Source organism: Paraconexibacter antarcticus (assembly GCF_024220175.1).
Classification (GTDB): Bacteria; Actinomycetota; Thermoleophilia; order Solirubrobacterales; family Solirubrobacteraceae; genus Paraconexibacter; species Paraconexibacter antarcticus.
In genome coordinates, this window is record NZ_CP098502.1 from 2,985,361 (window position 1) to 3,009,788 (window position 24,428).

Here is a 24,428-nt window from a genome sequence, read left to right on the forward strand (position 1 = left end):
CTCTGGACCGCCGATGGCCCGCTACACCGCCGACAGCAAGGAGAAGGTCAAGGACGCCGTCGACATGCTCGCGCTCGTCGGGCAGTACTCGGACCTGCGCAAGGCCGGCCCGGTGAACTACAAGGGCCTGTGCCCGTTCCACGACGAGCGCACGCCGTCGTTCAACGTCAACGTCGACGAGAGGTTCTTCAAGTGCTTCGGCTGTGGCGAGGGCGGGGACGCGCTGAGCTTCGTCCAGAAGAAGGAGGGCCTGGACTTCATCGGGGCGCTCGAGTACCTCGCCGAGCGCTTCGGCGTCGAGCTCGAGCTCGAGGACGAGGACCCCGTCGCGGCCCGCCGGCGCATGCAGCAGGCGCGCCTGACCGAGCTGCTGCGCCGGACCGCCGACTTCTACGTCCGCAACCTGTGGGAGTCGCGCGAGGCAGCACATGCGCGGGCCTACCTCGCCGAGCGGGGGCTCGACGAGCAACTGCTGCGCGAGTTCCGCGTCGGCTACGCGCCGCGCAAGTGGGACGCCGTCCTCATCCCGTCGCGCAAGGCGGGCTACTCCGAGCAGGAGCTGCTCGACGCCGGCCTCGTCATCCGCTCGCAGCAGGGCGGGCGGCCCTACGACCGCTTCCGCGCACGCATCACCTTCCCGCTCTGCGACCGCCGCGGGCACGTCATGGGCTTCGGCGCGCGGCGGCTGGCCGACGACGACAAGGGCCCGAAGTACCTCAACTCGAACGACGGGCCGGTCTTCTCGAAGGGGAAGAACGTCTACGCCTCGGACATCGCCCGCGTGCACGCGACGAAGGCGGGCACGGTCATCCTCGCCGAGGGCTACACCGACGTCATCGCCCTGCACCAGGCCGGGCTACGGAACACCGTCGGCCTGATGGGCACGTCGCTGACGACCGACCAGGTCATGGAGCTCGCGCGGCTCGCGCCGACCGTCCTGCTCGCGCTCGACGCGGACAGCGCCGGTCAGGAGGCGATGCTCCGCGCGGCGCGCGTGGCGGCGGGGCGCAAGCTGTCGCTCCGCGTGATCCCGTTGCCGACGGGGATGGACCCGGCCGACCTCGTCCAGGCACAGGGGCCGGAGAAGATGCGCGAGCTCGCCGCCGCGAGCCTCCCGTTCGTGAGCTTCCGCGTGCGCCGGGTGCTCGACACGGCCGACCTGACGACCGCCGAGGGCAAGGACGCGGCCATCGACGAGCTGCGGCCGGTCTTCGCGGACATCCCGCCGAGCGCGCTGCGCGAGGAGCTGGCGCGCCTCGTGGCCGACCGGACCGACCTGCAGCCGACGCTCGTCGCCTCGTGGCTCGCGGGGCCGGCGCGGCGGGCGCCCGCGCCGGGCGGCGGGGAGCGACGGGCGGCGCCCGTGCTGCCGCAGCGGCGGGCCACGCCCGTGGTGGCGCCGCCGGGCGCCGCCCCGGCCCCTCCGCGGGCCGCCCCGGCCGCCCAGGCGCCGGCCGCCCCCGCTCGGACGGTCGCACCGGCGCGCACCACGCCGCCGCCGGCCGACGGGGAGGGCTGGGAGGGGATGGACCTGCTCGAGCCCGACCCCGACACGCTCGACCCGGGGACGGGGGAGGGGCCGTTCGGGCCGGCAGCGCCGGCCGTGCTGCCCTCGTCGTCCGGGTCGACGGGCGCGGGGGCTCCGGGGGGCCCCGCGAGTCCGGCACCGCCGGCCGCTGCGCCGCCCGCGCCTCCTCCGCCGGCCCCCGCGCCGTCGGGTCCGCATGCCCGCACCGAGCGCGCGCTCCTCATCCAGGTTGTCGCCCGGCCGGACATCGGACGCGCGGCGCTGCGTGAGATCGGCGGTGCGGACGCGTTCACATCGGACCTGCACCGCCGGGTCGTCACGCTCCTGCTGTCCCACGACGGCCCGCCGTCGGCGCATCTGCCCGCCGACGACCCGGAGCTCGCCTCGCTCATGGCCGGCCTCGTCGTCCGCGCCGGCGAGCAGGTGTCCGACGCCGTTACCCTCGAGGCCGAGGTCCTCAAGCTGCGCCTCGCGATGGTCGAGCGCCAGATGAAGCAGGCCCGGGCGAACGGCTCCTCCGAGGTGCCGGCCCTCGCTCGCGAGCGACAGACCCTCCAGCAGGCCTACCACGCGGCGATGGCGAAGCACATGGAGAGCGACGCGTAGGACGAGGTGGGCGGGTGATTCCGTCCGGTATACGAACTAGTGTTCGTATGAATGGAGCGTCGGGTGCTCGAAGATCTGATCGCCGAGGGGCTGAGCGTCCGCGAGATCGGCGACCGCCTCGGTCGCACCCACGCCTCGGTCCGGTACTGGATGGCGAAACACGGGCTCGTGACGCCGCGCGGCTCCCTCTGGCGGGCCAGCCACGCGGCGCGCCAAGAGGTCGCCTCCACGCGCCGTGGCGTCTGCCCGCGTCACGGCGAGGTCCGCTTCGTCCGGCGGGACACAGGGTTCCGGTGCGAGCAATGCCGCTCCGAAGCGGTGACGAAGCGCCGCCGTGACCTGAAGCGCCGACTCGTCGAGGAGGCCGGCGGCCGCTGCGTCGCCTGTGGCTACGACCGCTGCATCGCCGCCCTTCACTTCCACCACCTCGATCCCGCGACGAAGTTGTTCGCCGTGGCCGGCGCCGGCATCACCCGCTCGCTCGCCGCGTCCCGCGCCGAGGCGGCCAAGTGCATCCTCCTTTGCGCGAACTGCCACGCGGAGGTCGAAGCGGGTGCCCGTGAGGTACCCTTCACCGGCGCCTGACGGTTTGTGGCGCCGAAGCCGATCCGGGGTAGCTCAACGGCAGAGCTCTCGACTGTTAATCGAGCGGTTGTGGGTTCGAATCCCACCCCCGGAGCCTGATGCACACGACGCCGCCCCACGGGGCGGCGTCGGTCGTTCACGGGCGGACCGGACGGGTGTCGCTCCGGCTGGGCGCGGCGGAGCGTTCATCGATACCGTCATGCGGATGCAGAGTCAGGACCGGGCCGGGATGGCCCGACGCGGCGGGGGCCGGGGGATGCGGGGCGTGCTGGGGGCCGTGGTCGCCTGTGTGGCGATGCTCGCGGTGCCCGCGGCTGCTTCGGCGGCGACGGTGGCCTTCGGCGGCGGGACCGTCACCACCACTTACGGCGAGGGCAACTCGGGTCAGGTCGCCGTGAGCCTCCCCTACACGGTGGCCTGCGGTCTGGCCGAGTTCAGCAACCCCTCGGTCGACGTGGTGCTGACGGCCGGAACGGCGACGCCGAACACCGACTACACGTCCGACGGCGCGCAGACGAGCGCGTTCTCGTGCGTGGCCGGGCTCGGGGGTGGCTCGGCGTCGGCGACAACGAAGATCACGGGCGACACGCTCGACGAGCCCGACGAGACCTTCACGGTGAAGCTCGTCGACTCGGCCAACCCGGCGACCGTGTTCGACAGCCGCACCATCACGATCACCGACGACGACGCTCCGCCGGCGATCTCGGTGGGGGACGCCCCCGCCGTCATCGAGGGCACGGGCACCGCCGGGCCGGGGCTCGTGTTCCCGGTCACCCTCAGCGGTCCCTCAGGTAAGGCGATCTCGGTCCCGTACGCGACCTCCGACGGCTCGGCGGCGGCGGGCGTGGACTACACGGCCACCTCGGGCACGCTCACCATCCCCGCCGGCCGCATGACCGGCACGATCACCGTCCCGGTCGCGGCCGACGCGGTCGACGAGGACGACGAGGACGTCAACCTCACGCTCGGCACGCCCACGAACGCGACTGCCGGCACCACGACCGCGAAGGGCGCGATCACCGACGACGACACCGCCACGATCACGCTCAGCGGCGCCGCGATCCTCGAGGGTGGCGCGGGCACCACCACGACGACGAATGCGATCGTCAACCTCTCCACAACGAGCGCGAAGCCCGTGTCCGTCTCCTACACGACCGCGGATGGGACCGCGACAGCCGGCTCGGACTACACCGCCGCCGTTGGCACCGCGACCGTGCCCGCCGGCTCCCGCACGGTCGCGATCCCGGTGACGATCACCGGCGACGCCGATGTCGAGCCGGGCGAGACGATCACGGTGAGAATCAAGGACCCCGTGAACGCCGCGATCGCCCCCGGCGGCGACACGGCGACGATCACGATCCGCAACGACGACGTGGCCCTGACGACGACCCCGCTCCCCGGCGGCATCCTGGCGGGTGCGAAGCCCGGGACCGGCACCCCGCTCCCGACGACCGCGCCGGCCGTCGACGCCCCGATCACGCTCAGCAGGCTCACCTTCAACCGCAGGCGGCGGACGCTGCGCTTCGACGTCCGCTGCCCCGAAGCGGGCGGGGCGTGCAAGGGCACGGTGACGGTCTTCACCGTTCCGAACCGCAGGTCGAAGGTGAAGGCGCTGCGCAAGGAGCAACAACTCGCCTCCAAGCGGTTCTCGATCACCGCGGCGGGCACGCTGACCGCGAGCGTGAGGTTGTCGAAGAAGGCCAAGGGCTGGCTGCGCACCGCCAGGACCATCAAGGTCGTCGCCTACGCCGTCGCCAGCAGCCCCCAGGGCGGCGTCTCGACGGCGAAGGTGAAGGGCACGCTCAGGCGCTGAGCGCCCCGGGTTCGCCGGGTCGGGGCGGGACCCGGCCCGAGGCCGCCCGCGGGCTGGGCGCGAGGTGTGACCGCTGAGGTGGGCTGAGCACGCGTTTGCGGATGCACCTCGCGGGGCCTTACGAACGGGTCGCTCAGCGACCCCTTCGTCGGGCGCTCCTGCCCGTCGGTCCGCGGCGACTCGCGTCCGCCGTCTTCAGCCGCCGCAGGCGCCAAGCCCGCGCCCGCCACGTCCGTCGGCCCCGAAACGACGAGAGCCCCGCGGTCGCGGGGCTCTCGGCCAGATCTGTCGTCTTCGGCCCGCGGGCCGCACTCGCTAGCGGGCGGTGCGTCCCGTCCGGCGCCGGACGACGCCGCTGGCCATGAACCCGACCCCGCCGAGGAGGACGGCGAGAAGGACCCACGGCGTTGCACCCGACGAGCCGCCGCCGTCCGTCGTGATCGACGCGGCCGGTTTGAACGTGACGGCGTCGACGGCGGACTGCGTCTTCGTCTGCCCGAGGAGGATGCGCTCGAGGCGCAGCTTCCCGGACGGGGAGTTCACGTCACCGACGGTCAGGACGTGCAGCTTCTTGAAGGCGTCGACGAAGGACTTCTTGACGTCGCTGCGCTCGACGTAGGCGAGCGGGATGCCCGTCGACTGCAGACCCGAGGCGAGGCCCTTGAGGAAGGTGACCTCGCTCTTGGGGAGCCCGGCCGTGCGGGTGAGCACCACGCGCAGGACCGGCACGAGCGTGACGCCCGGTCCGAGGAGCGCGGGGAACGCCCGCTGGACGGCGCTCGTCGGGTTGACGAGCTGGGCGCCGAAGCTCTGCCCGGCGGGCTTGCCGAGCCCGTCGGCGGACAGGAGCTTGAGAACCGGGGACGCGACAAAGCTCGCGAAGCGCGCCTTCGTGACGACCTCATCGATCGTCGCGAGGAGACCCGCCTGCCCGATCGCCGACTGCACGTCGGCGTGGAGCTTCGTGCCGGGCTTGCCGAACGACAGGAACGCGACGCGGTTGGCCGGGGGGCCGGACGCGCCGCCTGCCCCGGAGCCGCCCGACGTGCCGGTGGCGCCGCCCGTGGGCGTGGAGCCCGAGCCGGTCTTGTCGCCGGGGAGTCCCGAGCCCGAGCCCGAGGAGGGGGACACCGCGGACGGACTCGTCGTCTTCGTGGTGGTACCGGTCGTCGCCGGAGTCGGCGGCGACCCTGCCCCGCCGACCGTGCCCTGGACCGTCACGACCGGGGTCGTGACCGTCGCCTGGCCCGTCACGGTGGCGGTCGGCGTCGTCGCGACGGTGGTCGTCGTGTATTGGTCGCTCGCCGCGTCGCGCGGGGTCGATGCCGCGAACGCGACGCCACCTCCGAGCAGACCACTGAAGCCCAGCGCAACCAGCACCTTCACCCTACGCATACGTACCCCCTGAGTGTGTTCCCGGGCGGGAGTGTACCTATGGCGCCGGGCGTCGAACAAACGCGGGCCAAAGTCTGCAGGTTTGGTGCGAGCGCGCGAACGACCCGCGCGCGTCGCCGTCAGGGTCGCTGCGTCACGAATCCGCCGGGCAGCGGCATACGCGGGTTCAGGGCGAGGGCCCGCCGCATCTGCGCCCGCGCGGCGCTGCGGGCCCCGAGCCGGAGCAGCAGCACCGCGTCGTCGCGACGGAGCGCCCAGTCGTTCGGCGCCGTCCGCAGCGCGGTCTCGATGTCGCGCTGCGCACCCGCAAGGTCGCCCGAGCGCAGCGCCACGATGGCCTGCGTGCGCCGGGCGTCGACGTCCACCATCGGCCCGGAGGCCGACGCCGCGAGGCGCGCGGCATCGACGAGGCGGCCGCTCGCGACCGCGTCCTGGGCCTGATGCAGGTGACGGGCCTCGCGCCAGTTCCCCGCGAGCCAGACGGCGGCCACGAGGCACGCCAGGGCCAGGGGAATCCGGAGACGGGTCACGCCGAGAGCCGCGATGGCCCGCAGCCTAATGGAACGGGGGCTTCCGGGTCCCGCCTCCTTTACGCTGCCTGCCGTGCCGAGCACGACCGAGACCACGCTGGCGCGGACCCGCCTCCCCGCGCTCACGCCGTGGCTCGCGCGCGGCGCAAAGCTCGGCGGTCCGGTCCTGTCGGTCCTGCCCGCTGCCCTCATCGTGCTCGCGGCTTCACGCTCGGGCGGGTACTTCGCCGAGGACTACCTCCTCGTCGGGGCGCTGGCCTTCGGCGCGTCCGCGGTCGCGATCTCGCTCGCGGACCCGCAATGGCGCCCGACGCAGCTCGCCCTCGTCACCCTCGCGGCCCTCGTGGCCCTCGCCGCGTGGACGGGGCTGTCGGCGGGCTGGTCGCCGGACCCGGAGGGCGCGCGGCTGGCGATGGCCCGGACCCTCGGCTACGTCGCCGCCTTCGGCCTCGCGGTGCTGGCGGTCGGCGACGGGCGGCACGCGAGACTCGTGCTCCGCCTGCTCGTGGCCGCGCTCGTCGGCATCGCGGTCGTCGCGCTGCTCGGGCGCCTGCGCGCCGACCTCTTCGCCACCGACTCGGCCGTCTCCTCACCCGCGCCCGGGCGGCTCGGCTCCGTCATCACCTACTGGAACGGCCTCGGCGCCGTCGCGGCGATGGCGGTGATGGGGGCCATCGGCCTGGCCGGCGACGCGCGGGAGGCGGCCGCGGTCCGTGTCCTCGCCGCCGCCGGCGGCGTGATCGCCACCTGCACGCTCTACCTGACGCTCTCGCGCGGCACCGGCCTCGCCCTGGCTGCGGGCGTCCTCGTCGTCCTGGGCCTGTCGCCTCGTCGCGGCCGCCTCGGCCTGGCGACGGTGCTCATCCTCGGCGGCGGTCTGGCCGGCATCCTCATCCTGCGCCACCACCCGATCCTCGTGGACGCCCCCGGCACGGCGGCGGCGCGCCGGCACGAGGGCGGAACGGTCCTGTTGTGGATCTGCCTCATCGCGGCGGCGGCCGGCGCGACCCAGCTCGCGCTCGGGCGCCTGCGACTCCGCCGGCCCGCGACCTCGGCCGACGCGCCCCCGCGCGTCGGCCCCCACGCACTGGTCGGCGGCGCGGTCGCGGTCGCGGTGCTGCTCACCCTCGTCGGGACCTACGCGGCCGTCGGCGACCGCGTCGAGGGCCGCGCCAACGACAGCACGGGCGGGGTGCGGTCGTTCGTGAACCGGCAGTACGAGTCCTTCATGAACCCCATCGCGGCGCCGGCGGCCGGGCAGGCGCGCCTGGACAGCGTGCAGTCCAGCCGCTCGGACGCCTATCGCGTCGCGCTCGACGGGTTCCGGGCCCATCCGCTCGCCGGGGACGGCGCCGCCGGCTTCCGCGTGCGCTGGTTCCGTGAACGGCGCGGCTACGAGGACCTGCGCAACGCGCATTCGCTCGAGCTCGAGACGCTGTCCGAGCTCGGCATCGTCGGAGCCGGCATCCTGCTGACGCTCATCGGCTGCCTCCTCAGCGGGATGCGGGCGCTCCTCCGGCGGCGCGGCACGGTCACGCGGTCCCAGGGAGCCGCGGCCGGCGGCATCGTCGTCGTGTGGCTCGTGCATTCCGCACTCGACTGGGACTGGCAGCAGGCGGCGGTCACGCTGCCCGCGCTCACGGCGGGGGCCCTGCTGATGGCGCCGGACCGCATGCACGCCACGTCATCGGGCCGGCGGCGCCGCCGGCGCCGCCGGTCCGGCGTGGGGGCAGGGGCGGTCCGGTGATCACCCGCCTGCAGCGCCTCGCCTACCGCGCCGCCTTCCAGGTCATGCGGGTGTGGTGGTTCGTCGTCCGGCCCCACACGCACGGCGTGAAGCTCGTGGTCTGGGCGGGCGACGAGGTCCTCTTCGTCCGCCACACCTACGGCAATCGGCGCACCTGGGAGCTCCCGGGGGGCGGGCGCCATCGCGGGGAGAGCCCCGAGGCCGCTGCCACCCGGGAGGCCCGTGAGGAGCTGGGCCTCGTGCTCGAACGTTGGGCGGGCATCGGCGTCATCGAGGACCGGCAGCATGCCACGGCGCACCTCACATGCCTGGCGACGCGGTACGACGGGACGCCGCTGCGGCTGAGCCGCGCCGAGCTGTCCGAGGCGGCCTGGCACCAACCGTCGGACCCGCCGCAACCGCTCGGTCGTCACGCCGCGCAGGCGATGGCGCTCCCGGGCTTCGCGGCGAGTGCCCGATGACCGCCCGCGCACCCCGGCCGCGGCGTCTCGTCGCGGTCCTCGTCCTCCTCGCCGCCGCGCTCGCGGCCGCGGGGTGCGGCAGTGGCGGTATCGGGCGCGAGCAGCAGGCCCAGCAGGACGCGCTGCAGTACGAGCAGCAGATCGGGCAGATCAACACCGCGGCGGCCGTCCCCGCCGTCTCGGCGCAGGACACGCGCGACCGGCTCGCCGCGACCGTCAAGCGCTACGCCGCGCTGCACCCGCCGACTTTCCTGCGCACGCTGCACCGCCGGATCCTCCGGGCGCTGCGCGACGAGCTTCGCAGCGTGAAGGGCGGACTGCGGGCGACGGCGGCGGGTGACGGGGCGGGTATTGGCAGGGCGCAGGTGGCGAACGCGCGCTCACGCGCAGGGGTCACCCGCCTGCTCGGGCAGATCGCGGCGCGCATCGGGCGCTGCCGGACGTCGCTGCCGGCTTGTGTGCCCGCGTCGCCATCCACGGGGAGCGGCTGACGTGCGCGTCGTCATCGACGGGCTGTCCATCCTCCCCGGCAGCAACCAGATCGTCATCGAGCATCTGCTCCGTGCCTGGGTGGACGCTCATCCCGGCGATGAGCTGCACCTGCTCATCGGCCCCGACGCCGGCCTCACGGTCCCGGACGGGGTGGGGACGCGGACGATCGACCTCGGCCGGCGTCGCTACCTCGGCCGCCTCCGTGCGCAGGCCACCGTCGTCCCCCGGCTCTGCCGCACGGTGGGCGCGGACGTCATGCTCGGCACGATCCCGAGCACCACCGTGACCCGCCTGCCGTGTCCGCGCGCCGTCATCGCCTGGGACCTCCGGCACGAGCTCCGCCCGGACCAGTTCTCGACGGCGGCGAGGCGGCTGCGGAAGGTGAGCTACGACATCGGGTTCCGCCAGGCCGACGCGATCATCACGATCTCCGAGCGGACGCGTGACGACCTGCTGCGCTCCCGGCCATGGCTCGCCAGGCGCATCGTGCGGGCGGCGCAGCTCGGCAGCGACCACGCCGACAGCTGGCCGAGGACGGTGCCGGAGACGCCCTACGCGCTGACCTTCGGCCAGTGGAGCAACAAGAACGTGGGACTCGTCGTGGACGCCTGGGAGCTGTTGCGCGAGCGAGGTCCGTTGCGCCCGCTGTCGGTCGTCGGGCTCGGCACGACGGCTCGCGAGGCGCTGGCCGCGGACATCGCCCGTCGCGGCCTCGACGACGTCGTCCGGTTGCAGCCGTGGCTCACCGATCAGGAGTTCCGCGCGTGCTTCGCCTCGGCCGGCCTCATCGTCTTTCCGTCGGACTTCGAGGGGTTCGGCCTTCCGGCGGCGGAGGCGATGCGGCTCGGGATCCCGCTCGTCATCACGCCGGAGCCGGCGCTCCTCGAGGTCACGGACGGCCACGCGGTCGTGACGGCCGACTGGACGACCCGAGCGCTGGCAGACGCGGTCGTTGCCGCGGGCGCAACGGACGATGCCGCCCTCGCCGCCGCGCGTGAGCGAGCAGCGCACTTCACGTGGCGGCGTACGGCCGAGGCGACGCGCGAGACGCTCGCCGAGGCGGTCAGGCGGGTGCGGCCCGCACGACGATCGCGACCGACGTGAGGGTGTAGGAGGCGAAGAGGAACCGCAGCACCGGCTCGTCGGCGTAGGGAGGGACGTCGACGTAGTGGTCGAGCAGGCCCGCACCGGGATCGAGCTCGAACGCGGCGACTTCGTGCCCGGCCCGCTCGAGACGATCCTTCAGGGCATGGAGGTCGCGCCTGCGGTAGATGACCGTGGGACCCGACTCGACCGTGTCCCCGTCGGAGTGCAGGTTGAACTCGGTCGTGTGGACCGCGTATCCGCCCGGCTTCAGCGTCGCGACCGACGCCTCGATGAACTCGATGCCCGCGTCGAGAGACCCCAGATGCTCGAGCGAGCAGATCGACCAGCAGAAGTCGAAGCCCTCGAGGTCGCCGGGGATCGCCCGCATGTCGACAGGGCGCCACGAGACGAGCTCGCGGAAGGTGGTGCGCTCGCACACCGCAGGCCGCAGAAGGCCCTCGACGCCGGCGGCGTGCTGGTCGGAGCGGACCCAGCCCCGGGCCTCGCGGGCGTCGGGTGCGAGGTCCGTAGCGACGACCTCCACCCCCGCGCCCGCGAAGCCGGACACGAGCGGCTCGCGCCCCACCCCGAAGCCGAGCGCCCGGCGGCCGGGCTCCAGCATGCCGAGTGCCTCGAGCACCGTCCCGACGTAGGCGAACTCCCAGGTCTTGCGGTGCGCGAGGGGCGGTTCGCCCAGGCGCGCGCACCACGCCGCGAACCAGGGCTCCCGCAACTGCGCCTGGGTGCAGATCCGTGACCGCACGTCCGGAGGGAACCGGTCGTCGGCAGCCACTTCCGGGAGGCTGGACGGCCCCGGCTCGAGCGCGAGCTCGAGGTCGGCGACTCGCTTGGCCAGCAGGGCCTGGTTGGCCTTCATCTGGCCCAGCCCGCGGACGATCGCGCGCTGGCGGGTGATGCCCTTGCGCGTCGACTCCGGGCAGCCGCTCAAACACGGTACGCAGCACATCCAACCCCCCGTCGGCCCTGTTGACCTCGCTCTGCGGTGGGCAAGCTAGCAGAGGCCTCCGGTGGGTTCGGGTCAGCTGCGGCCCGAGATGCCAACGGTCCGGTGCGGTATCCGGGTCAGCCGATGAGCTCGACCCGGTAGATGGAGAGAATCGCAGGGTGCCCGAGCGGGTCGCGCCTCCGCAGCGAGAACCCGCGGGCATCGACGGCGCCCTGCAGCGAGCATCCGCCCGGTGCGATGCATCGCAATCGCCACGCGACCCGCCGCGTGTCCGGCGGGAGTCTGAACCGTTCGGGCGTTGGCGTCGACCGCGCGTCAGGGTTGCCGGTGGATGCGAGCGCGGCCACGAGCGAGCCACCGCGACGTCGCACGAGCCTGAGACCGTGGCAGCTGCTCGCCATGCAATCGGCGATCGGAGCCGTGACCGTGCCGTGGGTCCGTGACGAGCCATAGAGGCCGACGGCCCAGTCACGCGGACGGGCGAGGAAGCCGCGGAACATCGCCGTCAAGGATCTGGTCCCTCGGGGCAGCCGCAGAGTGAGCGCCGCCTCGCTGCCCGAACGCAGCACGGCCAGCCCTGGATACGCCCAGAGCGAAAGCCCGTCGTCCTGCCAGACGGCGCTCCCGGAGCAGCCACGAGTGGCCACGATCGGCGCTGTCGCCGTCGAGGTCGGGCTCCAACCGTCCCCCGCCCGGAGCAGGCGCCAGCGCGCCGCGCCCACATCGGTCGAGCCGGGACCGCAGTCCGTCCCGGGGTCGGTGGCGGACCCGGGGACAGCCGGGTCCGAGCCGCTCTGGGTCAGCCAAGCACGGAGATCGGCAACGCGCCGGTCAAGAGCCCCTCGACGCACTGGGCTGTGTATCCACGGGACGGCATCGGCCGTACCTGCGCGTGCCCCGGGCAGGACTGCCACGTCGGCGGTCGGTACCCGCTGGGCGAACGATCGCAGCTGGCCCGCCCCGACGACGGGATCGTTCGAGGCAGCCGTCGCGAAGACTCGAACCCGCCGGCCCGATCCCCACAGGCGAGTCGGAGACCAGGCCCGGAGCGTGGCCGGGCTCGTCCCGAACGCCGCGCGGATGGCGGCGCTCCCAGCGGGGGTCGATGTCGGCAGCAGAGAAGGCAGGTCGAGCGGTGCGGCCGCCAGCACGGCACACGTCAACGTCGGCCGCTCGATCGCGAGGAGCGCCGCGAGATGGCCCCCCGCCGATTCGCCGTACGTGCAGACCGGGCCCGGAAACGCCCGGTGGATCTCGTCGTAGTAAGCGACCACGTCCCGCAGCATCGGACGAGGGTCGACGCTCCCGTCGGGCCTCGGGCCGCCCGCGTAGTTCGCGTCGACGACGCGCCATCCCAGGTCACGGAACGACAGTGATACCGCCGCCATCTGACGTCTCGCGTCGGCACGTGCGGCGCGCCAGCCGCCACCGTGGAGGACGAGCACCGTGCCTCGCGGCCGGCCGGTCGGCTCGTAGATCTCGTAGAAGCGGCGACCGGCGCCGCTCTGCGCGAGAGATCCGAGCGACGGGCCGCCCGCGAGCGCGCGGGTGGGTGGCCGATGCGCTTGGCCGCCGCCGCAACCGGACGAGAGGAGCCCGGCGACAGCGGCCACTGTCCACCCGGGGAGTCGCCGGCGGGGGATCACCGCGCGAAGTTGGGCTGCGGCATGCGCTCGTGTGCGTATGCGATGAAGGCGTCGACGTCCTTCCCGGCGAGGAGTGGGACCGCCTCGCGGACCGCGTCGATGGGCCAGTCCCACCACCGGATGGCGAGGAGTGCCTCGCGCTGCGCCTCGTCGTAACGGTAGCGGAGCACCCTGGCCGGGTTCCCGCCGACGATCGCGTAGGGCGGTACGTCCTTCGTGACGAGCGCCCCCGCACCGACAATCGCGCCATCCCCGATCCGGACGCCGCTGAGAATGAGCGAACCGGCGCAGGTCCAGACGTCCGAGCCAAGGACGGTGTCGCCGGTCGGAGTCGGGAAGCCGTCGTGATAGGCGCCCGGCAGCTTCCAGTTGATGCGGTGCGGATAGGTCGTCACGGCATCCACCGCATGTTTGCCGCCTAGGAGAAAGGTCCCACCCAGGGAGCAGTACGACCCGGTCAGAAGCCGCTCTGTCCCGCCGTCGTAGGTCAGGATCGTCGGGATGCCGTAGGTCTCGTGTCCCGTGATGACGAGGCCTTTGCGGCGCAGGCGGATCATCTCGGCGTTGTCAGCGCCAAGCACGGCGCCCCGGAGGCTGCGCGACGTGGTCCGGAGGGTGTAACGAATAAGGCGGAGGTACTTGATCATCGAACGGCTCCTGCTGTTCACGTGGGCGGGAGGGGGATCACGGCGGCTGGGGGGGGCCCGGAACTCGCCCCGGAGACCGGGGCGGGGGCCGCGACCGAGGCCGGAGCGGGGGAGTGGGGAGCGACGCGACGGATCACGTCCCACCACACGACCGCGAGTCCGGCCTGCGCGCAGGCGACCGCCCAGAGCGCACCCTCCACGCCGCCGACGGCCGCACCCGCGACCGTCGCGGCGAGCACCGCGCCGGCGGTTGCGAGGTCGATGCGCATCACCGTCGCGATCGCGCGGCGACCGAGGAGCCCCGCGCGCGCACCCGCGACGGTGGCCGTGACGACGATCTGCATGCCGGTGGCAAGCAGCAACGGCTTCGCGGCGTGCCAGGAGTCGCCGAGGACGGCCTCCCCGAGGCGCGTCGGGAGGACGAGCATGACGACGGTGTTGGCGACGGCGACGAGCGTGGTGGCGCCCGAGGTGACGAGCGCACGGCGGTCGACCGACGCCGCATCACGAGGACCGCGGGCGACGTCCGAGATGCCGGCGGCGAGGATCGCCACCTGGAAGGTGACGAACGGGCGGACGAGCAACGCGGCGCCTTGGACGCCCCCCAAAGCGTCCGCGCCGGCGATTGCCCCCACGCCGGCCGCCGCGCAGAGCGCAGCCCCCTGCGACGAGGTGTACGAGATGAGGTAGCGCCACGAGAACGGCCACGTGAACCGAAGCCAGCCGAAGTCGAGGCGGAGGTCGCGGATCCCGTTCTGCCAGAAGACCAGCAGCCCCGCGGCTGCGCCGCTGCCGGCCCAGGCCCCGATGAACCAGGGAAGCGTCCGCGTGTCGGTCACGGCCAGCGCGCCGACCGCGCCCACGAGGAGCCCGAGCCAGGCGACGTCGAGGAGCACCGCAGCTCCTGGCACCTGATCTGCGAACGCGATGTAGCGACCGAGATCCTGGACGACGAGGAGCGGCAGACACACGCCGAACACGAGGAGCGCGTTGCCGAGGTCGTGGTTCCAGCGCTGAACCACGGCGCTCGTGACCAGCACGACCGTCCCGACGACGAGCCCGAGGACGCAACTGGTGCCGATGACCTCGCCCTTCCGCCCCTCGGCCTCGTGCGGATGGACGAGCAGCGGGTCACAGACAAGCGCTCGGTTGATTCCCTGGGCGAGGACGTACGTGAGGAACAGGATCCCGAAGAGCCCGAACGACCGGACCCCGAGGACCCGAGCTGCAAGCACGGCGATGAGGACGTTGGACGCGCCCGCGATGGCCTGGTCGACGGTGATCAAGCCCAGGCGCCGCCCGGCTGCGTGCTTCCGCTCCCTCACGGGCACGTGATTATGCCCGATCTCACGACGCCGCCGAGGCCTTCGAGGACGTGTGCGCCGCGTTGGGTCCGCCCTCGATCAGCAGGTCAGGCCCCCGTCGACGACGAGCACGTGGCCCGTGATGTATCGATTCGCCGGATCCACGAGGAACAGGATCGCCCGAGCGATGTCGTCCGGCTCGCCGAGACGCCCCATCGGCGTCCGCCGCGTGATCTGCTCGAGTTGGCCTCCGTCGAGGCCGTGGCTCATCTCGGTCCGCAAATATCCCGGCGCCACGCTGTTGACCGTGATCCCTCGCGACCCGAGCTCACGCGCGAGACTCCTCGTGAACCCATCGAGAGCCGCTTTCGTCGCGGCGTACACCGACAGACCGCGGTATCCGGAGAGGCCGACGATGGAGGAGATATTCACGATGGCCCCGGACCGCCGCGCGAGCATCGAACGACTGGCCGCGCGCGTCACGTACACGCTGCCCTTGATGTTGAGGTCGACGACCTGGTCCAGGGCGTCGTCACCGAACAGCCCGATCATCCCTTCGCGAGCGACACCGGCGTTGTTCACGAGCACGTCGATGCGGCCCCATCGGCCTGCCGCGTCCTTCACGAATCGTTCGGCGTCGCTCCGATCGGACACGTCGGCTGCGGTGAAGGCGAACCGGTCCGCCCACCGGGGGTCGGCCTCCCACCCTCGCACTGCATCGGTCGCCGTCCGCGAACACGTCGCGACCCGGTAGCCCGCTTCGAGGAACGCGATCACGAGACCGGCACCGAGTCCTTTGCTGCCGCCCGTCACCAGGGCGACGCGGGACTCGTCGGGTGCGCTCATGGTTCCATCCTTCTCACGGTCTTCGCACCGCGCGTGGCGATGCTGTTGACGAAGTTGACGCTCCGCGGGTGCCACGCTCGCGGCAGGTCGGCGACAGCGCTCCGGATCTCGTGTCGCAGATCATCGAGTCCGCCGTCGTCGAGCCCCGGCACGGGCACGACCTCAGCCGCGACGATGGCGCCGGTCAGCCGGTTGGAACGGCCGAAGACCCGAGCCATCTCGACCCGCGGCAGCGCCCCGATGCGCTCCTCGATCGGGAGCGGGTGCACCTTGACGCCGCCGACGTTGATGACTTCGGACGTCCGGCCGGTGAAGACGACACGGTCGCCTACGACCGTGACAAGGTCGCCGGTGGGGCGCCACGACGGCTCCGCATCGTCCGGCGCGGCGCTGCCGACGTAGCCGAGCATCCCGGCGGCGGCTCGGACTTGAAGCTCGCCGTCGACGATCCGGAGGTTGGCCGTCGGGTTCTCGTCTCGTGCCAGCGAGCTCACCGGGAGTCCGGGCCGCCCGTCCGCGACGGACGCGACCGATCCGAACTCGGTCGACGCGTAGATGTGCGAGATGCGGGCAGCCGGAAAGGCCGATCGCAGCGAGGCGAGTAGCTCCGCCGGAGCCGCCTCGCCCCCGAGCGTCACCTGCTCGAGCGGCGGGAGCGCGACACCTCGGCTTCTAGCCTCTGCTAGAAGAAAGCGCCAGTAGGTCGGAGTCGCGCTCACGCACGTCACCTCGTGCTCGAGGAGGGCGGCGAGACCGTCGGCCGGCTGCCGCGGAAACGGCGCGATGAGGGTCGCGTGGCTCGCGATCACGTGCTGGAGCACCTGGATCCCGGCGAACTGGTGCGGGCCGTAGGCCATCAGCCACCGCTGGTGTGGCCGCGGCTCGACCGCGGCCACTGTGCGGGCGAGGACGGACCAGTCGTGACGCGCTGCCTTCGGGGTCCCGGTCGTCCCGGTGGTGCGGATCGTGACGGGCTGCGGCCCTGAGCGCCGGTCCGTGACGGGCGTGCCGTCGCGCAGCGCGGAGGTCGGGATGGTGTCCACCGCTCGGGCGAGATCCGGCCGGCGCGTCAGGACCGGGAAGTACCCGAGCGCCTCGGACTGCACGGCGAACGCGGAACCGTCGATGTCCGCCTGGAACTGACAGATGTCGACGCCGACGAGAGCGGCACCGGCGAGCACGCGGATCACCCAGGAGACGTCCGGCTCCACGAGCACCGCGCTCGTGGTCCGCCGATCGACGAGCGTCCCGGCCACGCGGCGGGCGTCGTCGAGTAGGGCCGGGTACGTTGCCGCTCCCTCCGGCGTGACGACGGCGATCCGATCGGGTTCCGCAGCGGCTGCGCGTTCGAGCAGCCCGATCATGCGGTGGCGGGAGCCTCGTAGAAGCCGAGGATGTCCCCGACCGTCTGCGGGAGGTCGCCCCCGGCGGAGAATGGGTCTGAGCCGAACTTGTCCTCGAGCACGGCCGACAGCTCGGCCGCCTCGAGGGAGTCGAGACCGAGCCCTTCGCCGTAGAGCGGAAGGTCGTCGGTGAGCGCCTCCGGTTCCTTCTGCACGAGCTTCAGGAACTGTTCGATGACGGCGAGCGTCGTGTTTTTATCTTGGGCCACGCTGGTCCTTTCGATGGTGTTGCAGCCGATCGGGGCTGGATCAGCCGGTCTTCGTGGCAGCGAGCAGCCCGTATCCGAGCGTCCCGTCCATCCAGAAGGCCTCGAGGATGTCGCACGCGGCCACGAACTGGTCGACCGCGACGGAGCCGATGAGCGAATCGAGCTCCTCGCGGTGCGAGGCGACGTTTCCCCGCCACGCCGCGAAGGTGGGGAGGGTGGCTGCCGTGAGGTCCTCGCACGTGGTGACCGCAGCACCGAGCGAGCGGAGGATGTCCGCGTACTGGTCGAGCGGCTCCATGTGGGCGTCGCCGAACGCCGCGCGCAGCGTCGCGAAGTCCCCTCGCCGCGCACGCACCTCCGAAAACGGGATGGCACGCTTACGCACGATGTCACAGAGCACGAGCCGGCCGCCAGGCCTGAGGACCCGAAGCGTCTCACGCAGGAGCGCCCGGCGATCGCGCATGAGGTGCGATGACTCGAGGACCCACCCGACGTCGAAGGTCCCGTCCGGGAGCCCGTTGTCGGTGCCGTCGCGCGGTTCGAACCGTGCGCCCGGCACTTCACGCTCGGCGGCCAGCGCTGTCGCCGCGGCCACCCCGCGGCCGCTGGTGGTGATGCCGAGCACCTGGGCGCCGAGCTGCTGGGCCAGCTCGCACGCCTGGTGCCCGGTCCCGCACCCGACGTCGAGCACGCGATCTCCCGGCTCCACGACGGCGCCCTCCCGCATCCGAGAGGTGAGGGCAGCCGTCGCCTCGGGCAGAGAGGTGTGCGGCGTGGCGAAGGACCCGTAGTGAAATTCCTCGCCCATGATGAGGCGCCAAGCGCCGTGCACACGGTCGTAGTGCGCTGCGGGCACGTAGGTGCCCGGACTTTCCGTCGCCATGATGGTCCCCTTCCCCTAGCCGTCGATCCGGTCCGTCGGGCGCCGCGAGTGCCGCATGGTAGCGGCTGGACCGGAGGCCTGCGCATGGTCGGGTGCGCGGTCTAGAATCGCGCCTCTTCGACCGCCGACCCGAGGGGAACGATGCGCTACGCGCGGGCCGTACTGATGATCCTGCTGCCTGCAGCGTGGCGACCCGCCTTCGCGCGGCGCCTGCTCGGCTGGGATGTTCACCCGACGGCGTACATCGGCCGGAGCATCATCGTCGCGCAGCGCGTGACGCTCGGTCCGGGAGCGATCATCGGTCCGTGGAACCTCATCCGCGACCTCGAGGAATTGCGTCTGGGCGCCGGGGCACAGATCGCATCGCGGAACCGGATCGCCGGTCTGCCGCCCGGGACCTCGGTGTTCCGCCACTCGCCGAACCGCGATCCCTCGCTCGTACTGGACGACCACGCCGAGATCACCGTCGGGCACGAGATCGATTGCTGCGATCGCGTGCACCTACATCGGCACGCCGTCATTGCAGGTGTCCGGTCCCAGGTCCTTACCCACAGCCTCAACCTCGTCCGCGATCGGCAGGAGACAGGACCGGTGGTGATCGGCGAGCACTCGGCGATCATGACCGGCTGCATCATCGCCAGCGGGACGTGTGTGCCCGCCCGCTGCATCGTCTCGGCCGGCTCGGTGGTCAACACGAAGCTGACGAGGGAGCTGACCTTCTATCGGGGCAACCCCGCTGAACCGGTGCGCGAGCTCCCTGCGCGGCTGCAGTTCTTCCGCCGCGGGGAGAACACGGCATCGTCGGTCGGTGCGACCGGTCCGGGTGCCTGACCTCGCGGCTCCTGTCGGGCCCGGAGGCCAGGCGCAGGGCGCCCCGAGGTAGGGTGCCGCGCGATGTCACTCGCCTCGTGCACGATTCTCGCCCGCAACTACCTTCCGCGGGCGCTCCTCCTGGCCGACAGCCTGCGGGAGCACGGTAGCGAGCATCCGCTCATCGTCTTCCTGATCGACGCGGAGCGCGACACCGAGCTCCCGTCGATCGACGGCGTCCGCTGGATGCGGCCCGCCGATCTCGACCTCCCCGAGCCCGCGCTGCTGGACCTCGCCGCGTCCTACGACCTCGTCGAGTTCGCGACCGCCTTGAAGCCGCTCGTGCTGCAGGCGCTGCTGGAGGAAATCGAGCAGGTCGCCTATCTGGACCCCGACACGTACGTCATGGCGCCGATGATCGAGCTCGGGCCCGCGCTCGATGCGAGCGCGGGCATCGTGCTGACCCCGCACTACCTCGAGCCGATCGCCGGCGAGCAGCGGTTCTCCGAGGGCCACCTCCTGCACGTCGGCGTCTACAACCTCGGCTTCATCGCGGTCGACCGGCGCGCAGGGCCGTTTCTGCAGTGGTGGTGGGGCCATCTGCAGTCCGAGTGCCTGCACGGCCCGCTCGACGGGCTCTTCACCGACCAGAAGTGGGTCGACGTCGGCGCGGTCCTCTTCGACGCCTCCGCGCTCCGCCACCACGGGTACAACGTCAGCGTGGCGAACCTCCACGAGCGGCCGATCGTCGCCGGCGCCGACGGCTACCGCATCGCCACGAGCGGCGACCGGTTGCGGCTCATGCACTTCCACGCCTTCGACCCGCAGCGTCCCGACGACCTCTATGGCCGTGCCCGCACGATCACGCCGGCCGCAGGCTCGCAGCCCGCCGCCGACGGGGCTGTGGCCCAGATCGCGCGACGCTATGCGGCGGCGCTGATCGAGAAGCAGAGCCGGCTCGGGCCGCAGCCCGCTTACATCTACAACGCCGACACGACGGGCCGTCCCATCAGCCGGCGGATGCGGCACGCGTACAGGTCGACGGTGCTCGAGGCTCCCGGGAGCCTGCCCTCACCGTTCCGGGCCGCCGAGGCCGCCGCGTACGCCGCCTGGCGCCGCGGCGCACGCCCGCTCGCCGCCCGGCTCGTCCTGTCCGACATCGCCAAGGGCGTCCGTTGCGCGCTTCCCGACGAATACGACGCGCTCAAGCGCCGCTTCCCGGGCGCGGCGCGGGCGCTGCGCGCGAAGGTCGTCGAGGACGGCGGGATGTGGGGTTGACGGCGGCCGCCGGCGGCGTCCCCCGACATCGCCTGCAGGACCGGTAGCCTGCGCGCCCATGAAGCTGCTGCCAGCCCGCCTGAACGACAAGCCGCACTACGTGTTCCACCCGGTCCGCGCCCTGCGGCGCGCGCGTTACGGCGGCCCGTCCGACGACGGCCGGCACGCAGTGGCGTCACTCGCCTGGGGCCTCGACCTCGAGGTCCACGCGACCGAGGCGATCGGGTACACGATCCTCACCACCGGAGTCTTCGATCCCTGCGTCAGCGAAACGCTGCACCGGCTGATCGACCCCGGCGACGTGGTCGTCGACGTCGGCGCGAACGTCGGCTATCTCACGAGCCTGGCGGCAGCCCGCGCCGGCTCTGCCGGGGAGGTTCACGCGTTCGAGCCCCATCCGGGGGTCTACGCGCTCCTGCAGGCCAACGTCGCGCGCTGGGGCTCGGCGGGCGTCGCCGGCGTCACGACGCACCAGGTGGCGCTCTCCGATCACGAGGGCACGGCCGAGCTCAACGCCGGGGCGCGCTTCCACGAGAACATGGGGCTCGCGAGCCTCTCGGCGGCGCCGGGAGCCGCCGGCGCCGACGACGAGCTCGTCCCGGTCACGGTGCAGCGCCTTGACGACGTCATCGGGGACCGCTCCGTGGGACTGTTGAAGATCGACGTCGAGGGACACGAGCCGGAGGTCCTGCGCGGCGCCGTCGGACTTCTGCAGAGCGGCCGCGTCCGCGACCTCGTCTTCGAGGACCACGACCCGTACCCGGACGCCTCGACCCGGCTTGTCGAAGAGGCCGGCTACCAGCTCTTCGCGCTCAGCAACGACCTGTTCGGCGTGACGGTCGAGGGTCCGACCGAGCGCGGCGAGATGTCCGCGTGGCCGGGGCCGAGCTACCTTGCCACTCGTGACCCGGAGCGCGCCCTCGCGCGGATGCGGCCGCGCGGCTGGCAGATCGAGGGCATCGGGCCCGCGCTGCCGTGGGGCGCGCGCCGCGACCGTTGAGCCGGCGGTTCGCTCAACAGGTGAGCATGCCGCCGAGGAGGCGGCTCAGCGCGCACGCCGCCGGCTTCGGGTGCAGGTCGGAGTCGTACACGCCGAACCCGCTCGCGACGCCGTTGTAGAAGAGCGAGATCCCGCTGATCGGCTGGAGGATGTTGGCCACCGCGGTCTGCCCCGCGTCGGCCCGCTCGTCGGCCAGGGTGTGGACGATGACGACACGGACGTCACCAGCATCGACGCTGCCCTGGACCAACCGGGTCAGGTCGGTCGCCTGCTGCACCGCCGTCACCGCCGCGGGGAACCCCGCCTGCGTCGAGGTCGACTCACCGACCTCCGTGATCCAGAACGGCTTCCCCGTCACGCCTGCCGCCGCCTCGACGGCACGCTGACCGTCGAGCGTACGGACCGCCGCGGCCGGATCCCAGTGCGAGCCGGGGCCGCCCTGCGCCGGCGTCTGGGGGTACGGGTGCACGCCGATGCCGTCCATCCACGCGGCCGCGCCGGCCCGCAGCATCCCGGTGAGGAACGTCACGTCGCCGATGCCGCCGGGTCCCGACCCCGAGACGCCGTTGGCGAGCAGGCCACCGCTGATGACCGGCAGGCCGGGGACGGCGCCCTTCACGGCGTCGTAGGCCTCGTGGAGCAGCCGCGTGTAGTGGATGGGGTCGGGCCGCGGCTCGAAGAGCTGCGTGAGGTTCGGCTCGTTCCACACCTCGATTGCGGCCGCGTCCGGGAAGCGGACCGCCATCCGCCGCACGTACTCGGCCCACCTTGGCTCGAAGTCGCGGTCGGGCGGCCCGCTCACGACCGAGTCGACGCAGCCCGCCTTCACCCGTGCCCAGCAGGGCGCCGACACGGCGATCATGATCGGCCGCAACCCCGCCTTCACCGCGGCCTTGTACTCGTCGTCGTACCCCTGCCAGTTCCAGACGCCCGGGGCCGGCTCGACGGAGGACCAGGGCACGATGACGCGCTGGAGCGTGACACCGGTCGGCACCTCGAGGGGGATCGTGATGTCGTTGGCGTACGTGTTGAAGCCGACGCCGACCGGGGTGCACGTCTCGCGGAGACTGCGCACGAAGCTGCCGACACGGCGTCGCCGCCGCGCCGCCAGCTCACCGGAGCACGTCGCGATCCCCCTGACCGCCGTGTAGGGGCACCGCGTCGAGTGGCCGCGGTGCGGCGCGCACGCGACCGCGACGCGGGTGTAGCCGGCGTGCTGCAGGAAGGACGTTGCGCGCCGGACGGCCGTCCGCTGCACGGCGCGCCGGCTCGGCTGAGCGGCGGTCGCGGCGTCGGACGCGATCGCGGACGACACGAGCGCGAGCACGCACGCGAGTCCCAAGCCCCCTGCTCGGAATCCCCTCATCGGCGTCCAACCTATCCGGCGCGAGCGTCGCGCCGCGCCAGATCGCCCGCGTGCCGGGCGCTCAGCGCGTCGCGACGACGAGGTAGTGCGTCGCGAGCCCGCGCAGGTCCCGGGCGGCGACGCGGTTCTCGTAGGCGAGGTAGGCCTTGAGCACCGGGTCGGAGAAGAGGAAGTACGAGCCGCCGCGGTAGAACGGGATGATCTCGACCTCCGACCACCCGACCAGCAGCCCGCGCAGGTCCTTGTCGGTGCACGCGTCGTAGCGGGTGGGGAACTTCTCCTCCTCGACGTGGCCGAGCAGGCGCGTCATGGCGAGGACCCGCAGGCGATGGGGGAGGGCACGGGCCAGCAGCGCGAACGCGGCCCGCGACCCGGAGAGCTGGGCGATCAGGGTCCCGCCCTCGTCCAGCGCGCCCCGGAACGCGTTCAGCGTGTCGGCCATCGACTCGACGTGCTCGAGGACCTGCCACGAGAGGATGAGGTCGAACCGCTCGTCGACGGGGAGGGGACGCGTCGCGTCGGCGGCGAGCTCGAGGTCGTACGACCCGGGCGGTGCCGCAGCGAGCTCGTCCGCGTCGATGTCCGTGCCGACGTACCGGCACGCGGCCGGCCGGTCGTGCGGCGGGATCGTCGGGGCGCGGCCTGACCCGATGTCGAGGATGCGCACACCGGGCCGCATGCGACGGTCGACCTGCTCGAGGAACACGTCCTGCAGCCGGTGGTCGTAGCGGGCCGGAAGGCGGCCCGAGCGGACGTCGTCGAGCTCGTCGGCCGGGATGTCGCGCTCGATCGTGGGGCTCATGGGACCGGCACCGTAGCGCACCCCAACCGCACGGCGATGTACCGCGCGATGGCCTCTTCCGACAGGGTCTCGGTCCACCATCGCCGCATCGCGTCACCGCGCTCGGCGAGGGCCGCGGGGTCCGCCAGCAGCTCCTCGAGGACGGGCGTCAGGGCGGCCCAGCGGTCGAGCTCGACGACCGGGGCGTCCCGGTGGTACCAGCGGGAGGGCAGGCGCTCGGTGACCGCCACGCAGCCGCTGCGGGCCGCCTCCATCAGGCGGTAGGTCTCGTCGAAGTTCCCCCGCGGGCAGAGGACGATCCGCGCCTGCGAAAGGCGCTGCGAATACACATCGCCGTCGACCATGGCGTCGGGGTTCGCCATGGGGCCCCCGTTGCTGTAGTCGACGGTCATCGCGGGCAGCTGGGTGCGGGCCCGGGCCAGGGCCTCGGCCATCTGCCGGCGGGCGATGAGCCGCGGGCGGAGCGTGAGCCCGCGGGTGCTCTCGATCGAGCCCGCGAAGAAGACGTCGTGCTCACGCGCCGCGAACGGAACGAGCGGGACATCGGTGAGGCGGAAGAACCCGAGGGGTATCGCGTAGACGGGTGCGCCGCGCGTCTGTGTCGTCTGCACCCGGCGGCGCACGGAGCGGCCGATGTTCCGCAGCTCACGCAGCACGGTCCGGGAGGCGATCGCGGGGTGGAGCCCCAGGGTCTCGCGCCAGGGGTTGCGCGCGGTGCCGCCGGTCTTGAACACAGCGCGCACCTGCCCCGCGAACGACGGGAGCTGGTACTGCTCGTCGTTGATGAGCAGGACCACCGCGTCGCGGAAGCGCTCGTCGAAGCGGTCCAGGTGCCACGTGATGAGGACGCAGGGCACGTCCTCGTCGAGCAGCGGCTCGAGCGCTTCGGCGACGCCCAAGAAGTAGCGCAGATCCGCGTCGCCGCCGTCCGCGTCGGGTGCCCCGGGACGGAACCCCCGCGGGTCGTCGGCGTTGAGTTCCCAGATCCAGAAGCGCGTGCTCATCGGACCGCGGGAACGATAGC

The 24,428-nt window shown here is 72.7% G+C and carries 23 protein-coding genes and 1 tRNA gene; 11 read left to right on the plus strand and 13 right to left on the minus strand.

Translation table 11 applies throughout. The annotated features are described in order from the left end of the window. Window positions 1–13: 13 nt before the first annotated feature. The 4 genes from dnaG (at window position 14) to NBH00_RS14640 (ending at window position 4,532) form a co-directional block, all read left to right on the plus strand. Window positions 14–2,134, plus strand: coding sequence for a DNA primase (gene dnaG / locus NBH00_RS14625; RefSeq protein ID WP_254569332.1), 2,121 nt, complete (start codon window positions 14–16; stop codon window positions 2,132–2,134). 63 nt (window positions 2,135–2,197) lie between these two features. After that, complete coding sequence (locus NBH00_RS14630) at window positions 2,198–2,719, plus strand: helix-turn-helix domain-containing protein (protein WP_254569333.1); 522 nt, start codon at window positions 2,198–2,200, stop codon at window positions 2,717–2,719. 22 nt (window positions 2,720–2,741) lie between these two features. Continuing rightward, window positions 2,742–2,813, plus strand: a tRNA-Asn gene (locus NBH00_RS14635). Window positions 2,814–2,924: 111 nt separating this feature from the next. Continuing rightward, entirely contained in the window at window positions 2,925–4,532 is a 1,608-nt protein-coding gene (locus NBH00_RS14640) for a Calx-beta domain-containing protein (RefSeq protein WP_254569334.1), read from the plus strand. Between the two features lie 315 nt (window positions 4,533–4,847). Here NBH00_RS14640 and NBH00_RS14645 read toward each other — a convergent pair whose 3' ends face one another. Both NBH00_RS14645 and NBH00_RS14650 read right to left on the minus strand, forming a co-directional pair. Then, window positions 4,848–5,918, minus strand: a complete 1,071-nt coding sequence (locus NBH00_RS14645) for a hypothetical protein (protein WP_254569335.1) — start codon at window positions 5,916–5,918, stop codon at window positions 4,848–4,850. Between the two features lie 128 nt (window positions 5,919–6,046). Beyond that, window positions 6,047–6,418, minus strand: coding sequence for a SirB1 family protein (locus NBH00_RS14650; protein ID WP_254569336.1), 372 nt, complete (start codon window positions 6,416–6,418; stop codon window positions 6,047–6,049). A gap of 112 nt (window positions 6,419–6,530) precedes the next feature. Between NBH00_RS14650 and NBH00_RS14655 the strand changes: the two genes are divergently transcribed. Genes NBH00_RS14655 through NBH00_RS14670 form a run of 4 tightly spaced genes read left to right on the plus strand, consistent with a single transcriptional unit; the run spans window position 6,531 to window position 10,261 of the window. After that, window positions 6,531–8,204 carry an O-antigen ligase family protein gene (locus NBH00_RS14655; RefSeq protein ID WP_254569337.1) on the plus strand — a complete coding sequence of 558 codons (1,674 nt, stop codon included), beginning with the start codon at window positions 6,531–6,533 and terminating at the stop codon, window positions 8,202–8,204. Further along, window positions 8,201–8,665 carry an NUDIX hydrolase gene (locus NBH00_RS14660; RefSeq protein WP_302182636.1) on the plus strand — a complete coding sequence of 155 codons (465 nt, stop codon included), beginning with the start codon at window positions 8,201–8,203 and terminating at the stop codon, window positions 8,663–8,665. The genes NBH00_RS14655 and NBH00_RS14660 overlap by 4 nt, the downstream gene beginning before the upstream one ends. Beyond that, on the plus strand, window positions 8,662–9,156 hold the full coding sequence (locus tag NBH00_RS14665) for a hypothetical protein (RefSeq protein WP_254569338.1): 495 nt from the start codon (window positions 8,662–8,664) through the stop codon (window positions 9,154–9,156). The genes NBH00_RS14660 and NBH00_RS14665 overlap by 4 nt, the downstream gene beginning before the upstream one ends. Window position 9,157: 1 nt before the next feature. Continuing rightward, window positions 9,158–10,261: a glycosyltransferase gene (locus tag NBH00_RS14670; protein WP_254569339.1), complete on the plus strand. Its 1,104-nt coding sequence runs from the start codon at window positions 9,158–9,160 to the stop codon at window positions 10,259–10,261. Here NBH00_RS14670 and NBH00_RS14675 read toward each other — a convergent pair. The 8 genes from NBH00_RS14675 to NBH00_RS14710 form a co-directional block, all read right to left on the minus strand. Further along, window positions 10,221–11,192: a class I SAM-dependent methyltransferase gene (locus NBH00_RS14675; RefSeq protein ID WP_254569340.1), complete on the minus strand. Its 972-nt coding sequence runs from the start codon at window positions 11,190–11,192 to the stop codon at window positions 10,221–10,223. The two genes, NBH00_RS14670 and NBH00_RS14675, sit on opposite strands and share 41 nt — an antisense overlap. A 134-nt stretch (window positions 11,193–11,326) precedes the next feature. Continuing rightward, window positions 11,327–12,823, minus strand: coding sequence for an alpha/beta hydrolase (locus tag NBH00_RS14680; protein ID WP_254569341.1), 1,497 nt, complete (start codon window positions 12,821–12,823; stop codon window positions 11,327–11,329). Window positions 12,824–12,852: 29 nt separating this feature from the next. After that, on the minus strand, window positions 12,853–13,503 hold the full coding sequence (locus NBH00_RS25275; RefSeq protein ID WP_302182637.1) for a CatB-related O-acetyltransferase: 651 nt from the start codon (window positions 13,501–13,503) through the stop codon (window positions 12,853–12,855). Between the two features lie 17 nt (window positions 13,504–13,520). Next, window positions 13,521–14,828: an MATE family efflux transporter gene (locus NBH00_RS14690; RefSeq protein ID WP_254569342.1), complete on the minus strand. Its 1,308-nt coding sequence runs from the start codon at window positions 14,826–14,828 to the stop codon at window positions 13,521–13,523. A 78-nt stretch (window positions 14,829–14,906) separates the two neighbouring features. Further along, on the minus strand, window positions 14,907–15,653 hold the full coding sequence (locus tag NBH00_RS14695) for an SDR family NAD(P)-dependent oxidoreductase (protein ID WP_254569343.1): 747 nt from the start codon (window positions 15,651–15,653) through the stop codon (window positions 14,907–14,909). Continuing rightward, window positions 15,650–17,017: an AMP-binding protein gene (locus tag NBH00_RS14700; RefSeq protein WP_254569344.1), complete on the minus strand. Its 1,368-nt coding sequence runs from the start codon at window positions 17,015–17,017 to the stop codon at window positions 15,650–15,652. The genes NBH00_RS14695 and NBH00_RS14700 overlap by 4 nt, the downstream gene beginning before the upstream one ends. Beyond that, the gene (locus NBH00_RS14705; RefSeq protein WP_254569345.1) at window positions 17,014–17,265 is read right to left on the minus strand and encodes a phosphopantetheine-binding protein; all 252 of its coding nucleotides are present in this window, start codon (window positions 17,263–17,265) and stop codon (window positions 17,014–17,016) included. Before NBH00_RS14705 ends, NBH00_RS14700 begins: the two co-directional genes overlap by 4 nt. 40 nt (window positions 17,266–17,305) lie before the next feature. Then, a complete protein-coding gene (locus NBH00_RS14710; protein WP_254569346.1) occupies window positions 17,306–18,148 on the minus strand; it encodes an SAM-dependent methyltransferase in 843 nt (280 codons plus the stop codon). A gap of 141 nt (window positions 18,149–18,289) precedes the next feature. Here NBH00_RS14710 and NBH00_RS14715 point away from each other — a divergent pair, with 141 nt between their 5' ends. From NBH00_RS14715 to NBH00_RS14725, 3 genes are all read left to right on the plus strand, one after another. Then, entirely contained in the window at window positions 18,290–18,979 is a 690-nt protein-coding gene (locus NBH00_RS14715) for an LbetaH domain-containing protein (RefSeq protein ID WP_254569347.1), read from the plus strand. Window positions 18,980–19,042: 63 nt separating this feature from the next. Further along, a complete protein-coding gene (locus NBH00_RS14720; protein ID WP_254569348.1) occupies window positions 19,043–20,236 on the plus strand; it encodes a hypothetical protein in 1,194 nt (397 codons plus the stop codon). Window positions 20,237–20,294: 58 nt separating this feature from the next. Continuing rightward, window positions 20,295–21,236, plus strand: a complete 942-nt coding sequence (locus NBH00_RS14725) for an FkbM family methyltransferase (RefSeq protein WP_254569349.1) — start codon at window positions 20,295–20,297, stop codon at window positions 21,234–21,236. Between the two features lie 13 nt (window positions 21,237–21,249). Here NBH00_RS14725 and NBH00_RS14730 read toward each other — a convergent pair whose 3' ends face one another. From NBH00_RS14730 to NBH00_RS14740, 3 genes are all read right to left on the minus strand, one after another. Then, window positions 21,250–22,563: a glycoside hydrolase 5 family protein gene (locus NBH00_RS14730; protein WP_254569350.1), complete on the minus strand. Its 1,314-nt coding sequence runs from the start codon at window positions 22,561–22,563 to the stop codon at window positions 21,250–21,252. 100 nt (window positions 22,564–22,663) lie between these two features. Next, a complete protein-coding gene (locus NBH00_RS14735) occupies window positions 22,664–23,404 on the minus strand; it encodes a class I SAM-dependent methyltransferase (protein WP_254569351.1) in 741 nt (246 codons plus the stop codon). Further along, window positions 23,401–24,408, minus strand: coding sequence for a glycosyltransferase family 47 protein (locus tag NBH00_RS14740; protein WP_254569352.1), 1,008 nt, complete (start codon window positions 24,406–24,408; stop codon window positions 23,401–23,403). The genes NBH00_RS14735 and NBH00_RS14740 overlap by 4 nt, the downstream gene beginning before the upstream one ends. Between the last annotated feature and the right edge of the window lie 20 nt (window positions 24,409–24,428).

What these genes read in the sequence shown, in the direction of transcription:
- dnaG (WP_254569332.1), top strand. Translation starts at nt 14, where the DNA reads ATGGCCCGCTACACCGCCGACAGCAAGGAGAAGGTCAAGGACGCCGTC.
- NBH00_RS14640 (WP_254569334.1), top strand. Translation starts at nt 2,925, where the DNA reads ATGCAGAGTCAGGACCGGGCCGGGATGGCCCGACGCGGCGGGGGCCGG.
- NBH00_RS14665 (WP_254569338.1), top strand. Translation starts at nt 8,662, where the DNA reads ATGACCGCCCGCGCACCCCGGCCGCGGCGTCTCGTCGCGGTCCTCGTC.
- NBH00_RS25275 (WP_302182637.1), bottom strand. Translation starts at nt 13,503, where the DNA reads ATGATCAAGTACCTCCGCCTTATTCGTTACACCCTCCGGACCACGTCG.
- NBH00_RS14695 (WP_254569343.1), bottom strand. Translation starts at nt 15,653, where the DNA reads ATGAGCGCACCCGACGAGTCCCGCGTCGCCCTGGTGACGGGCGGCAGC.
- NBH00_RS14700 (WP_254569344.1), bottom strand. Translation starts at nt 17,017, where the DNA reads ATGATCGGGCTGCTCGAACGCGCAGCCGCTGCGGAACCCGATCGGATC.
- NBH00_RS14710 (WP_254569346.1), bottom strand. Translation starts at nt 18,148, where the DNA reads ATGGCGACGGAAAGTCCGGGCACCTACGTGCCCGCAGCGCACTACGAC.
- NBH00_RS14715 (WP_254569347.1), top strand. Translation starts at nt 18,290, where the DNA reads ATGCGCTACGCGCGGGCCGTACTGATGATCCTGCTGCCTGCAGCGTGG.
- NBH00_RS14720 (WP_254569348.1), top strand. Translation starts at nt 19,043, where the DNA reads ATGTCACTCGCCTCGTGCACGATTCTCGCCCGCAACTACCTTCCGCGG.
- NBH00_RS14725 (WP_254569349.1), top strand. Translation starts at nt 20,295, where the DNA reads ATGAAGCTGCTGCCAGCCCGCCTGAACGACAAGCCGCACTACGTGTTC.
- NBH00_RS14735 (WP_254569351.1), bottom strand. Translation starts at nt 23,404, where the DNA reads ATGAGCCCCACGATCGAGCGCGACATCCCGGCCGACGAGCTCGACGAC.
- NBH00_RS14740 (WP_254569352.1), bottom strand. Translation starts at nt 24,408, where the DNA reads ATGAGCACGCGCTTCTGGATCTGGGAACTCAACGCCGACGACCCGCGG.